This is a genomic window from Bradyrhizobium sp. 179 (assembly GCF_023073535.1).
Taxonomy (GTDB): domain Bacteria; phylum Pseudomonadota; class Alphaproteobacteria; order Rhizobiales; family Xanthobacteraceae; genus Bradyrhizobium.
In genome coordinates this window covers 1-12454 of record NZ_JADPJR010000129.1, presented here as the reverse complement: position 1 = coordinate 12454, position 12454 = coordinate 1, and the positions used below count along the sequence as shown (strand labels likewise).

The window sequence follows — 12454 nt, the reverse complement described above, 5'->3', positions numbered from 1 at the left end:
ACTCGCTTTCCACGGCATCCGCACCTCCCGCAGAACAAAAGCGGAAAGTGTAACCCATGTGTCCGGTACGAAGTGTCACCTATGTCTCGGGCCGCTCAGACGTCGGAGCGTACCGGTCGAGGAATTCCGCGAGCGGATTTGGTCACGCCAATGAAGATCGGGCCGCGGCCTGACAAACGGCTGCGAAAGAACCAGCGCATGCGCGGTTTTGCCGTCCGGACGATCGCCTTCTACGGTCCTGACAAGGTTGCTGTCTCTCCTGTATCCGGGCTGAAGGAGCCGAGCCTGAGTTGCGCCGTTTGCTTTCGAATCCGCAGATGTGCGGTCGGATAAGACCAGGCTTGCGGAAATTGTCGGTTTTCTTAAGCGGCATTCGGTGCGCATCGATAGCGGTGGTCGACGGAATTATCGGTTGCCCGCACGAAGAAGGTGTATTGATTCCGAGAGAGAGTCCTGTCCGCGCTGTCGATGTTGGAGGGGCAGGGATCGCTGGACGGGCGAAGTGATCCTGACTGTCACGGGGCTGCCCAAGTCACGCCGCGCCACCCGCCTTTAACGCCCGCCGCATCACATCCCATACTCGCGCATCGCTCATCTGCGCTACGTTGAACCGCATGAAGTGCGACGCCGTCTGCGACACGCTGAAGACGTTGCCGGGTGCCAGCACCACATCCGCTTCGAGAGCCGCGCGTGCAACTGCCGTAGCATCCTGGCTGTCCCGGAGACGGCACCATAGGAAGAAGCCGCCGCGCGGCATCAGCCATGGCTCGATGCCGAGCGCCTGAAGCTTGCGCGCGACGTCGCGCCGGGCGCGCATGAGCTTTTGCCTGAGCTCGTCCATGTGCTTGCGATAGCTGCCGCCGGCCAGCACCGTTGCGATGACCTGTGTCGCGACCGGGCTCGGGCCGCCAAAGCTGGTTGCGACCTGGAGGTCAACGAGTTGCTCGATCCAGTCGGCTCGCCCTGCGATGTAGCCGCAGCGCACCGAGGCCGAGAGTGTTTTGGAGAAGCTGCCGGTGCGGATCACGCGATTGAGACCGTCCAGCGCAGCAAGGCGCGGCGAGCGTTCCGGCTCGAAGTCGCCGAAAATGTCGTCCTCGATGATGGTGAGGTCGTGCGCGGTGGCCGCGGTCAAAAGCCGATGCGCGGTCGGAAGCGACAGCGTCGCGCCGGTCGGATTGTGGAGCGTTGAATTGGTGATGTAGAGCCGCGGCCGCTCGCTGGCGAGGATCTGCTCGAAACTTGCAACATCAGGCCCCGATGACGTGTAGGGCACGCCGACGATTTTTGCCTGATGCGCCCGCAGCAAGGCGCGAAAATTGAAGTAGCAGGGATCGTCCACCAGCACGGTGTCGCCGGGATGGAGCAGGAAGCGGCAGACGAGATCGGTGCCTTGCGTGCCTGAACCCGTCAGCATGAGCTGGTCGACCGACGCCTCGATCGCGTCTTCCGCGAGGCGCGCAAGCAACAGCCGGCGGAGCGCAGGGGAGCCGCGCGTGCTGCCATAATCCGTCAACAGGCTCTCGTCGGCGCGCGCGAGTGCGCGGATGGCGCGTCGCAGCGCTGCCTCGGGCATCCACTCCGGCGGCAGCCAGCCGCAGCCGGGCTTCAGCACCGTCGTGTCCACATCGAGCGACTGCCGCGAGACCCAGAACGGATCGACTTCCCGGTCGCGGCGCGGCTCGGCCTCGGTCAATGCGAGCGGCGGCATGATTGCCGGCGAGACGTAAAAGCCCGAGCCGCGGCGGGCGCGGATCAACCCTTCCGCAGCCAGACGGTCGTAGGCTTCGACGACGGTCGAAGGCGAAACCCGCATTGTCGCGGCAAGGCTGCGGATCGACGGCAAGCGGTCGCCGGCACCGAGCGCGCGGCCCGCGACCTTGGCACGAATCGCGCTCATCACGTCTGCGGTCCGCGTTCCGTTGCGCCCTCTCGCTGATGCGTCGTTGTCCAAGTGTATAGTCTTCCGTATCCATACAGTTTTGCCAGATTGTACTGAACTGTCGCTGGCCTTGTCATCTGCGATGCGCCAGGATTGCGAGCCAAAAGCGAGACAGGAATGCAATCTTCCGGCAGCGGCTGGGGCAATGGGCTTCTCGGCGTCATCATCTTCAGCGGCTCGCTGCCGGCGACCCGCGTGGCAGTCGGCGGCTTCTCGGCGCTGTTCTTGACGTCCGCGCGCGCGCTCATTGCGGCGTTGATAGGCCTGGCCGTGCTCGGCTTGCTCCGTCAGGCGCGGCCGACGAGGCAGGATCTCGCCTCGCTCGCCATCGTCGCCATCGGTGTCGTGGTCGGCTTTCCCTTGCTGACCGCGCTCGCGCTCCAGCACATCACCTCGGCGCATTCGATCGTCTTCATCGGCCTCCTGCCGCTATCGACCGCGATCTTCGGCGTATTGCGCGGCGGTGAGCGGCCGCAGCCGCTGTTCTGGCTGTTCGCCGTCCTCGGCAGTGCGACCGTGGCGGGCTTTGCACTGTCGAACGACGGCTCAAGCTCGCTGACCGGGGATCTTCTGATGGTGGCCGCGATCATCTTGTGCGGCCTCGGCTATGCCGAAGGCGCCGCGCTGTCGCGCCGCCTCGGCGGCTGGCAGGTGATCTCCTGGGCGCTGCTGCTCGCGCTGCCGCTGATGGTGCCCGTCGTGATTTGGACCTGGCCACCGACATGGAGCGGCGTCAGCGCGCCCGCCTGGGTCGGGCTTGCCTACGTCTCGGTCTTCAGCATGTTCGTCGGATTCATCTTCTGGTATCGCGGGCTCGCGCTCGGCGGCATCGCCCGCGTCGGCCAGTTGCAGCAACTCCAGCCATTCTTCGGTCTCGCGCTCGCCGGCCTGTTGCTGCACGAGCCGGTTGCCTGGAACATGATCGCCGCGACCGTCCTCGTGGTCGTTTGCGTCTTTTTCGCGCGGCGGTTTGCGTGACGATGGCCGGCTAGTCCTGCCTTCTGCCCGGCGATTTTTCGATCCCGGGGATTTGCGCGATCTGCTCGGCGAGAAAATCGACCAGCAGCCGCACCCGCGCGACGCCGGACCGCTCCGGCACGATCAGCATGTTCAGTGGAACGGGAGGCGGCGAATAGTCCGCAAGCACGCGTTCGAGTCTGCCGGTCGCGAGAAGGTCGCCGACGAGCCAAAGATGTGCGGGTGCAATCCCGCGGCCCGCCGCGAGCGCTTCTCGCGCGGCAAGTCCGTGATCGACGCGCAACCGTCCGGCGAACGGGACCGCATGGCGGCCGCCACGACGTCCTTGCAGGACAAGCACATCGCTGCCGGCGATGTTGGACATCCTGATGGCCTGATGATAGGCGAGGTCTTGCGGACGCGCGGGCCTGCCACGCTCGGCAAGATAGGTCGGTGCGGCGACAAGCACCCGCCGCGACTGTCCCAGGGACTTGAGCTTCATCGAACTCTCGGCAAGCGGCCCCAGACGGAGTGCGACGTCGACACCTTCCCTCACAAGGTCGATCCGTTCGTCGGTCAGGCTGAGATCCACCGACACGTCCGGATAACGGTCCTGGAACGCGAGGATGAAACGGCTGACGTGCAGCACGCCGAAGGCCGCAGTGCAGGATATCCGTACCATTCCAGCGGGCGCATCGCGCGTGCTGCGCGCCTCGTCGCCGGCGTGCTCGACCAGGCGCAGGATCTGCACGCAGTCGGCATAGTAGCGGCGCCCCTCCTCTGTCATCGTCACCCTGCGCGTGGTCCTGGTGAGCAGCGGCACGCCGACGGCTTGCTCCAGTTCGCGGATGTGCCGTGTCACCGTGGATTGGCCCAAATCAAGCTCGCGCGCGACGGCCGACAGGTTTCCGCGCTCGGCGACCCGCACGAAGCTGCGCATGCGCTCGAGCGTGACCTCCGATTTATCCATTTTCCGGCACAATTCTATCCATTGCCGACATCTACCGGTTTGCAGCCCGCCGCGCTAGCTGCGGGACATCGTCAACGAATGGTGCTGATCATGAAAGTGTTGATTGTTTTTGCGCATCCCGAACAGCGTTCGCTCAATGGCTCGCTCCGGGATGTTGCCGCCAGAGAGCTCGAGGCCCAGGGCCATGAGGTGCGGGTGACGGACCTCTATGCCCAAGGCTGGAAATCGGAGGTCGATCGCGCCGACTTCCCGTCGCTGCCGGCGGACGCGCGGCTGGCGCCCGCCGCTGCATCCAAGCAGGCCTTCGAGGCTGGTACACTCACTCCTGACGTCAAGCGCGAGATCGAGAAGCTGCTGTGGGCGGACGCGCTGATTCTGCAATTCCCGCTGTGGTGGTTCAGCATGCCGGCGATCCTCAAGGGCTGGGTCGACCGCGTGTTCGCCTATGGCTTCGCGTATGGCGTCGGCGAGCACAGCGACAAGCGGTGGGGGGGACCGCTACGGCGAGGGCACGCTAGCGGGCAAGCGCGCGATGCTGATCGTGACGGCCGGCGGCTGGCAGGAGCATTATTCGGCCCGGGGGATCAATGGGCCGATCGAGGATCTGCTGTTTCCGATCAATCACGGCATCCTGTATTACCCCGGCTATGACGTCCTGCCGCCGTTCGTTGTCTACAAGGCCGACAAGCTCGGCGAAGCCGGTTTCGAAGCGATCGCCGAACGTTTGCGCGAGAGGATGAGAACGCTTGCGACGGCCTCGCCCATTCCCTATCGGCGCCAAAACGGCGGCGATTACCTGATTCCGAGCATGCAGCTGCGCGCCGGGCTCGAGCCTCCCGAGGCGAACGGTTTCGCGCTTCACCTCGAGCGAGCCGAGGCGCGCGTCTCGCGTGGTGAGCCGGGCGCCGTGCAGTCGCCGACCGATATCAGCGCCGCAATAGCGTAAGTGCCCTGCCAGGCAGACCGGCGAACGCGCGCGAGCTTGACGATTCTCGCGCGTCTCCAGCGACGTACGAGCCGCGAACGAGCTCACTCCATCACCGTTTTCGTCAGCGTCGAGCGGGCGAACTTCTTCAGCGGCATCGGCTTGCCGAACAGAAAGCCCTGCACGAGATCGAAGCCGAGCTCGTTCGCGGCGACGAGGTCGGTGCGGCTCTCGACGCCCTCGGCGACCACGCGCGCGCCGTAGCCCTGCGCGAGCTCGACGATGTGACGGCACACCGTGCGCTTCAGCCGGTCATTGCCGCTGCCGGTGACGAAATGCCGGTCCGCCTTCAGCATGACGAAGGGAATCTTGTCGAGGCCCATCAGCGCCGGCCAGTCGGCGCCGAGATTGTCCACGGCGAGGCCGATATTGTGCAGACCCACCTCGCGCGCGATCTCCGTCAGGTGGTCGAGATCGCGGGTCGCCTCTTGGCTGTCGATTTCGATCGTCAAGCCGCCGAAGGCCGGATGCGTCGGCATGCGGCGACAGAGATCGCGCACCGCCTGCGGCTCCTTCAGGTAGGACGCCGGCAGGTTGATCGAGAGATCGACCGGACTCTGCTGCTCCAGCAGATAGTGCCAGTCCTGCATGGCGCGCTCGATCACGAATTCCGAGAGGTCACGCAGATGCGGATCGTGCTCCTCGGGAATGAAATAGGCCGGCGGCACGACGCCCCAGGTGGGATGGCGCATTCGCACCAGCGCCTCGGCGCCGCTGCGGATCAGCGTGCGGGCGTCGATCTTGGGCTGGTACCAGAGCTCCAGCCAGCCGGCATGCAAGGCCTCGCCGACATGTACGGCCGGGCTCGGCGCCGGCTCCTCCGGCAGCAGCATCGCGACACGCTCGCGCAGCGTCTCCGCGGCAAAAGGCGTGGTCAGCGGCGGCAGCATCGCAAGGCCATATTCCTCGCCGACCTGCCGCACGGCCCTGACGATGATCGATTCGCGGGCGCCGACCGCGAGAACCTTCCCCGCAAATGCCTCGCGCACCAAAATCTCCAGGAATCTTCCCGGCTCGATGCCATCGGTGGCGACGCCGAGCAGGATCAGGTCCGGCAATTCGGTGGCGAGCACGGTTTGCAGCTCGTCCGCGCTGGCGCATTCGCTGGTGACGAAGCCCAGATCCTCGAGCACCTCACTGAGGAACGCACGCAAGTGGCGCTTGCTGTCGGCCACGCAGGCGCGCGGCGTCACCTTTCGCCGTCCGAAGGTCACAGGCCTTCGTCCGACGAGTTCAATAATCCCATCGTTCATCTCATACCACTCCCGTTCCGTGACAGTTTCATAAACGGCGAGCGTGGGTTCAAATAAGGAGAGCTTCACATCGTTGTTGAATTATCTGAGTAACGTTAAGCGCTGCAATTCGAGCTAATTTGTCGACAGAATCTTCGAAAAGAATTTGCATACTCAGGCACCGCACGGACAACGACAGCCAGCGCATGCTAAATTTCTCCCGCGCGATCGATCGAAGCGCGGCTCGCCGATGCCACGCATCGAGCGATGCGGTTGCGTAGCCGTTTGCTGCAATGACAGGGCGATTAGAGAATTAATTTCCGGCGGCTTTTTCGTGTTGGGCCATGCCACCGCCTTGTAGTCATAGGTCGGATGGAATTCGGTGCGGTAAGGGCCCCATGCCGTGTCCTCGATCACGCGGTTGACCTCGCGCAGCCGCGACGCCGGCAGGCGCAGCGTGATCACCTGGCCAATGCCCATCATCACATACCAGCTCAAGACCTCGACGCCGGGCGGCGGAAACGCCTTGTAGAAGCCCTGCTTTTCGAGTTGCGTATTCAGCTCGCGCAGCGGCCGGGATTGATCGTGCTTGAAGAAGACGGTCAGCAGCACCGCGTTGTCGGCGGTCGGCACAGCATCGCCTTGCGGCGTCGTTTGCGCCATCGTCGTCGATGTGAGCGCGAGCGCACTCACGAGCAACGTCACCATCGTCAGGATCCGTCGGTGCGATCTCATCGGGACCTCCTTGCGGTTTGTTCTTTCACTGCATCGGAGGATAGGAGGGACAGCTGCGGCCGCGGAACTCATTTTCGCGCGATACGGGCATGTTCCACCTTCGCTCGTGACGGTTCTGCGACGATGCGTCCCGTCCCTCGGCACAAATGTGAAACACATCACATGCGCATTGCCGCGCCTGCGCTATTGCTCCGCCCAGCCGGTGGTGGGCTGTCGAGGAGTGCAGCAATGACGATGCGGCGAATGATGTATTGGTGGTTCAGGTTCGTGCTGTCGGGCCGATTTCTCGATCGCTTCCTGTGCCTGCCGCGCGCGCATTAGGACATGATCGCTCACCGATAACGCGAAAGCCCCTCGCGCTTGATGACTGACCGATATCAGGTCTGCCCGATCAATTTGCGAAACGCCGCCGCGCCGTCCTGCATGGCGTCGCGTCCCTTCCAGGCCAGATAGGTCAGCTTGCCACCCAGGGTATCGTGGCTGCGCAGCCGGCGCGATCCGAGAATGTGACCGACATTGGCGGGGAAGCGGCTGACCTCGGCGGACACCAGCGCCGCGATCGCGTCCATCAATTGCTGGAGGCGGATGCCCCAATCGCAATGTTCGATGCCATCGATGCGGACCTTGAGCGCGTATTCGGTGTCGTAGATCTCGGCGAGCAGGTCGCGGGCGACCAGCACGCGATTGTGCCGGAGCGCGACCCGAAGAGCGAGGCGCTTGTCGTCGAGACGGTCGAGCACCATGGGGACGACGCAGGCATAAGGCGCGGCGGCGACGTCTGCGGCGGTCTTGCTAGCGGCGGCCTTGGTGGCGAGGCGTACCAATTGCCAGGGCGTCTTCAGCCGCCTTGCCACCAGTGTCAGCGCGAAGGGCATCGCGCGGGGATGGGACTTCCTGAAGGCGTCAAGTTGCAAGGTGATCTGGGCCACCTGGTTGTCATCGAACTTCGCGATCCGTTCGGGCAGCTTTTCGTTGAATTTCGGCAGCGCGTCGCCGGCGCGCAGCACGTCCAGCATCTTCATCACGTCGTCGAAGGCGGTGCGCGATGCGGTGTACTGCGCGAGCTTGGCGCGTGCGAGCTGGGCGCTCTCCGCCGACGCCAGGGTGCTCTCGAGGACCTTGAGGACCTTGGTCTGGAAGGTCGACGCGATTTTCTGCACTTCCTTCGGGTTGTTGGCGGCAACCTGGTCGTTGATCGCCTTGATGTAGTCGCGGGCCATGGTCGGCAGCAGGTCGCGGCAGATCCACTCCCAGATCGGGGTGAGGGTGTTGCGTGAGATCCGCCCCGCATTGGCGTGCTCGGGTGCGCCATCGATCAGGAGCAGCTCGAGCGGCGCGAAGAAATAGCGCGAGGGGCTGGTGGCGCGCGAATGGGCCGATCCGTCCTTGCGAAACTCGGCGCGCAAGCGGGACTGAATGTCGGCGGAGCCCGGCATGTCGATGCCACACAGCTCAAGCCGCTCGAGTTCGCTGAGCAGACAGCTCCGCGACATCGGCGTCAGCCTCTGCAAGAATTCCGACAGCCGATCGATCTCGTTCATGGCACGCAATCTTTCGCAGCGTCTCCCGCAGGCTTGCGGGCCCAATGCGTGGAGGCATTTGCGCGCTCTCAACCTCGCTTAGAGAAGCAAGTCGCCGTTAATTAATCCGTAAAATCCGGGGGACTGGCAGGAGCGGAGGTGCCGGTTGAGGGTTCTTCGCCCGCCTGCTCCAGAATCTGAGCCGAAATCTCAACCTCAGCGTGGCCGAGAGCGGCGCCGTGCAAGCATAAATTGTGCCGACGCCGCGGATTTAGCGCAAAGCTGCCGAAATCACCGTAGTCTTACGGAGCAAAAAGTTAATCACAGACCGGGCTCGGTTCCGCTAAACGAGTGACATGGCGTCACAGAATGATACGGCCACTGATTCGCGGCCGTCGGAATGGTACGAACGCAGCGCTGCTCCAGCTGAAGAGCTCGATTTCGTCCGCCTGAACGCCGTCCGTGCCAAGGCCGCCGACGACATGGCCGCCGCCATTGCCCGCGAGCTCAACGGCCCCCTGACTGCGCTCCTGCTCTACATGGGCGAGATCAAGCATCATAGCGATCAGCTCGCGCCCGTCACCGGCGACCGCGCCTATTTGCAGCGCGTTGTCGAGAATGCGCTGGCGCAGACTGAGCGCGTTTGCGGCCTCGTCAAGCAGCTTGCCGGTCCTCACAAGGGCGGCCTGCCGATCCCATCCGGGACCGGGGACGCCGCAGCGCGGATCCCGCGCGTGCCGCTGCCGCAGCGCGTGCCCAGCGCCGAATTGATTGGCCTGTCGGGCCAGAAGCGGCTGACCAAGCGCGAGCGCGAGGTGCTGAGGCTGATCAGCGAAGGTTATTCGAACAAGCAGGGCGCGCTTCGGATGCAGATCAGCCCACGCACATTCGAAAGCCACCGCGCCGAGGCGATGCGCAAGCTCGGTGCGCGCAACACCGCGGACCTCGTCCGTGCGGCGCTGCTGCATTCGATCGATTGAGGTTGATGGTCGCTTTGTGCCCGGCCGGCGGCGCGGCCCGGGAGAACGCCGATCCCGCTCAGAAATAGTCTTCGGCGAAGGGGCGCGTGCGCGATACGGGCCGCAGCGGCTTGGGCTCGTCCTTCGGTGCGTTCGGGATGATCGTGATGGTCCAGCGGGGAGGGATGCTCGATTCTTGCTCGAGTACCGAGCGCACGAAGCCAGTCACCGTCGACCCGCCAGCGTTCACCGTCGCCATCCGGCCGTTGAACTGAGCGATGCGGAAGCGACGGACCTCCTTCTGGTCCGCAGTCTCGTAGGTGAACATGGAAACCCTCCTGGTTTCTCGCGACTATCGCCAGCTATGATTAGCCATCTGTGAAAATCCCAAGCCGTAGAAGTACGGCGGGAATGCACGCGCGGGTGGTTTACAGCGTTTTCGAGCGAAGTGGATGCCGGTGCGCGTCAAGAAAACGCGTCAAGCCAGGAGTAGAACGTCCGCTTCGATTCCATCGGAACGGAAATGGCTCTAGCCTTCCGGTTCCTGCGCGCGCGCCGCGGCGTAGGCGGCATCCATCAGGTCCAGGAGCTCGCAGAGTTCTGTGTCGTGAAGCGTCTGCGCGGACTTCTCCAGCCGCAGCGCCAGCGCCGCGAGCCTGGCATAGCCGAACGTGCCGGCCGTACTCTTCAACGAATGTGCTTCGCGCGCGAGCCTCGCCTGGTGCTGCTCGCCCGAGAGCGTGCGCAACAGTTGCAGGCGCGCGCAGGTCTCGCTCCAGAACACCGCAAGCACCTCGCGGGCCCCGATCTCGCCGATTTCGCGCACCAGCGTGGCGTAAGCATTCGGGTCGCGCGCGGGCGCGCCATCGAGCACATTCTGCGCTGGCGCGACGCTCACTTCAAACATGGCCAGGCCTGCCTCGATCACGATTCCATGCCGCGCGGGCCGGGATCGGTGCGAGGCTCGCCATGTCTACGGCATCCGGATTTCAGTTCCGGAAGCAGGACGACTCGTGTTTGCGGGCCGGCATTAGCCGTCGGTTTACCACGCGCGCCGGCCGAGCAGCCGGTCGTAATGCGCCTTCACGGTGGCGTAGCATTCGCACGCGGTCTGACGCAGGCCGTCCAGGTTCATGATCTGGATGTGTCCGCGGCTGTAGTGGATGAAATTGGCCTGCTGCAAGGTGTTGGCGACCAGCGACACGCTGTTGCGCCGCGCCCCTATCATCTGTGCCATGGCCTCCTGGGTCAGCAGCAGCCGGTAGTCGCCCGACAGGTCGTGGGTGTGCAGCAGGCATCGCGACAGCCGCGACTCCACCGAATGGGCGGCGTTGCAGCCTGCGGTCTGCTGGACCTGCGCGTAGACGGCAAGGCCGTGGCGCGTGAGCAAGGTCCGCAAGCTGCTGCTCTGGTCGGCCGCGCCGCGCAGCCGGTCGAGATCCATCATGGATGCGACCCCGGGGATCAGTACGACGGCCGTGTTCAGCGCGCATGCATCGCCCATCGTCGAGAGTGTCCCGAGCAGGCTGTCGCGGCCGATCATCGCGACCTGCACATGCTCGCCCTTGGCGAGCTTCACCACCAGCGAGATGACGCCGCGGTGAGGAAAATAGGCGCGCTTGAGGGTCTCGCCGGCCTCGACCAGCACCGCGTCATGGGGCAGATCGACCGCACGCAGGTGCGGGCGGATCAGCTCATAATCGTCTGCCGACAGCGCAGACAGGAAACCGTTGGATGGGCGCCCCGTCGTTTCCAAAGCTGCCTCCTCGCCTTCTGAACCATCGCTCCTTGTGCGAGTAAGTTCCAACATGTTCACGTTGGGCTATGTTAGCAATTGGGACAAGATGTCCGGCCTCGGCATGAGGACACGTCGTGCGGAAAGTAGACGTGCATCAGCGCGGCGCCCGCCGGCGCCGAGATCGACTCGTCCGCGCGGCTGGTTAGCGCGGAACGAGCCGCACCGGCCACGGGGTAACGGTTCGTTTACCGCAAACCCGAACTTTGCGGATCTCGGCAAAGCACGAAGCGGCCCTCGTGAGGTCGGGCGCGATCGCGCGCCGGCTCCATTCAATTTCACGCAGGCCGTGCCTATCGTCTTCACGGATAGAACTTTCTCGCGCGCGCCGTTGCGCCGTAATTGGCGCGTTTACCTCACGCCCTTTCCCCGTCGCGGTCCGGTGCCGGTTTTGCCGAAATGTGCCATGGCATGCCGCCGAACGGCAAACTTGTCTTCAATATCCGTATTAGCACGGAGGCTGAAATTAACGGGACCGTGAAAGGGGATGTCTAACGATCGAAAGAGGGCTTCCGTCGATTCCAAGCGCGGCTCAGCCGCGGAAGTCCAGCTCAGTAAGGCGTACCTCATGGATGATCTGTTGCGGGAGTTTTTGACGGAGACCAGCGAGAGCCTGGACACCGTCGACAATCAATTGGTGAAGTTCGAGCAGGAGCCGAACAACGCCAAGATCCTGGATAACATCTTCCGCCTGGTCCACACCATCAAGGGCACCTGCGGCTTCCTCGGGCTGCCGCGGCTGGAAGCGCTGGCGCATGCCGGCGAGACCTTGATGGGCAAATTCCGTGACGGCATGCCGGTGACCGGGCAGGCGGTGACGGTGATCCTGTCCTCGATCGACCGCATCAAGGAGATTCTGGCCGGGCTGGAGGCGAGCGAAGCCGAGCCGGAAGGTAACGACCGCGACCTCATCGACAAGCTGGAAGCGATGGTCGAGCAGGGCATGGCGGCCATGGCAGCAGGCGCCAGCGCAGCTCCCGTCGCCGATGCCCCGCCTTTGGTGCCGGAAGCCCCGGCCGCCGCGCCGGCCAAAGCGATGACCACCGGCGCGCTGATCGAGCAGACCCTGGAACGTCCGTTGCGTCCGGGCGAGGTCTCGCTCGACGAGCTCGAGCGTGCCTTCCGCGAGACCGCGATCGAAGCGCCGGTGCCCGTTGCAGCGGTGGCCAAGGCGGAAGTCAGGGCTGCGCCCGCGCCGGCGCTTGACGCCCCGGCGCCTGCGGCCAAGGAAACGGCCAAGGACGCTGCAAAACCCAAGGCCAAGCCGGCGCCGAAGCGGTCGCTGGCCGACGAGGGCGCCGCCGAAGGCGACCGCATCGCCAACCAGTCGATCCGCGTCAACGTGGATACGCTGGAGCA

At 64.4% G+C, this 12454-nt stretch carries 10 protein-coding genes and 2 pseudogenes; 4 read left to right on the top strand and 8 right to left on the bottom strand.

Going from position 1 to position 12454, the window contains the following annotated elements; genetic code table 11:
* Positions 1–532: 532 nt before the first annotated feature.
* Entirely contained in the window at positions 533–1900 is a 1368-nt protein-coding gene (locus IVB12_RS29040; RefSeq protein ID WP_247304228.1) for a PLP-dependent aminotransferase family protein, read from the bottom strand.
* A gap of 159 nt (positions 1901–2059) precedes the next feature.
* On the opposite strand from IVB12_RS29040, the gene IVB12_RS29035 reads away from it, so the two are divergent.
* Positions 2060–2920 carry a DMT family transporter gene (locus IVB12_RS29035; RefSeq protein WP_247304227.1) on the top strand — a complete coding sequence of 287 codons (861 nt, stop codon included), beginning with the start codon at positions 2060–2062 and terminating at the stop codon, positions 2918–2920.
* A 10-nt stretch (positions 2921–2930) separates the two neighbouring features.
* Here IVB12_RS29035 and IVB12_RS29030 read toward each other — a convergent pair whose 3' ends face one another.
* Positions 2931–3869 (bottom strand): LysR family transcriptional regulator, encoded by a 939-nt coding sequence (locus IVB12_RS29030; protein ID WP_247304225.1) that lies wholly within the window; start codon positions 3867–3869, stop codon positions 2931–2933.
* Positions 3870–3959: 90 nt separating this feature from the next.
* Here IVB12_RS29030 and IVB12_RS29025 point away from each other — a divergent pair.
* A pseudogene (locus IVB12_RS29025) lies at positions 3960–4815 on the top strand (NAD(P)H-dependent oxidoreductase).
* An 83-nt stretch (positions 4816–4898) separates the two neighbouring features.
* Here the strand turns inward: IVB12_RS29025 and IVB12_RS29020 are convergent.
* The 3 genes and pseudogenes from IVB12_RS29020 to IVB12_RS29010 form a co-directional block, all read right to left on the bottom strand.
* Positions 4899–6107 (bottom strand): EAL domain-containing response regulator, encoded by a 1209-nt coding sequence (locus tag IVB12_RS29020; RefSeq protein WP_247304223.1) that lies wholly within the window; start codon positions 6105–6107, stop codon positions 4899–4901.
* Positions 6108–6434: 327 nt separating this feature from the next.
* A pseudogene (locus IVB12_RS29015) lies at positions 6435–6821 on the bottom strand (hypothetical protein); the annotation flags it as partial.
* Between the two features lie 377 nt (positions 6822–7198).
* Positions 7199–8362 carry a hypothetical protein gene (locus IVB12_RS29010; RefSeq protein ID WP_247304222.1) on the bottom strand — a complete coding sequence of 388 codons (1164 nt, stop codon included), beginning with the start codon at positions 8360–8362 and terminating at the stop codon, positions 7199–7201.
* Positions 8363–8697: 335 nt separating this feature from the next.
* Here IVB12_RS29010 and IVB12_RS29005 point away from each other — a divergent pair, with 335 nt between their 5' ends.
* Positions 8698–9321 carry a helix-turn-helix transcriptional regulator gene (locus IVB12_RS29005; protein WP_247304221.1) on the top strand — a complete coding sequence of 208 codons (624 nt, stop codon included), beginning with the start codon at positions 8698–8700 and terminating at the stop codon, positions 9319–9321.
* A 58-nt stretch (positions 9322–9379) separates the two neighbouring features.
* Here the strand turns inward: IVB12_RS29005 and IVB12_RS29000 are convergent, their stop codons facing one another.
* The 3 genes from IVB12_RS29000 to IVB12_RS28990 all read right to left on the bottom strand — a co-directional run bounded on the left by IVB12_RS29000 (position 9380) and on the right by IVB12_RS28990 (position 11056).
* Complete coding sequence (locus IVB12_RS29000) at positions 9380–9628, bottom strand: hypothetical protein (protein WP_247304220.1); 249 nt, start codon at positions 9626–9628, stop codon at positions 9380–9382.
* Positions 9629–9829: 201 nt separating this feature from the next.
* A complete protein-coding gene (locus tag IVB12_RS28995) occupies positions 9830–10207 on the bottom strand; it encodes an Hpt domain-containing protein (RefSeq protein ID WP_247304229.1) in 378 nt (125 codons plus the stop codon).
* Positions 10208–10342: 135 nt separating this feature from the next.
* Positions 10343–11056 (bottom strand): Crp/Fnr family transcriptional regulator, encoded by a 714-nt coding sequence (locus IVB12_RS28990; RefSeq protein ID WP_247304219.1) that lies wholly within the window; start codon positions 11054–11056, stop codon positions 10343–10345.
* 607 nt (positions 11057–11663) lie between these two features.
* Here IVB12_RS28990 and IVB12_RS28985 point away from each other — a divergent pair.
* On the top strand, positions 11664–12454 hold a 791-nt coding region (locus tag IVB12_RS28985), incomplete at its 3' end, for an Hpt domain-containing protein (RefSeq protein WP_247304218.1).

What these genes read in the sequence shown, in the direction of transcription:
- IVB12_RS29030 (WP_247304225.1), bottom strand. Translation starts at nt 3,869, where the DNA reads ATGGATAAATCGGAGGTCACGCTCGAGCGCATGCGCAGCTTCGTGCGG.
- IVB12_RS28995 (WP_247304229.1), bottom strand. Translation starts at nt 10,207, where the DNA reads ATGTTTGAAGTGAGCGTCGCGCCAGCGCAGAATGTGCTCGATGGCGCG.
- IVB12_RS29035 (WP_247304227.1), top strand. Translation starts at nt 2,060, where the DNA reads ATGCAATCTTCCGGCAGCGGCTGGGGCAATGGGCTTCTCGGCGTCATC.
- IVB12_RS29005 (WP_247304221.1), top strand. Translation starts at nt 8,698, where the DNA reads ATGGCGTCACAGAATGATACGGCCACTGATTCGCGGCCGTCGGAATGG.
- IVB12_RS29000 (WP_247304220.1), bottom strand. Translation starts at nt 9,628, where the DNA reads ATGTTCACCTACGAGACTGCGGACCAGAAGGAGGTCCGTCGCTTCCGC.
- IVB12_RS29010 (WP_247304222.1), bottom strand. Translation starts at nt 8,362, where the DNA reads ATGAACGAGATCGATCGGCTGTCGGAATTCTTGCAGAGGCTGACGCCG.
- IVB12_RS29020 (WP_247304223.1), bottom strand. Translation starts at nt 6,107, where the DNA reads ATGAACGATGGGATTATTGAACTCGTCGGACGAAGGCCTGTGACCTTC.
- IVB12_RS29040 (WP_247304228.1), bottom strand. Translation starts at nt 1,900, where the DNA reads ATGAGCGCGATTCGTGCCAAGGTCGCGGGCCGCGCGCTCGGTGCCGGC.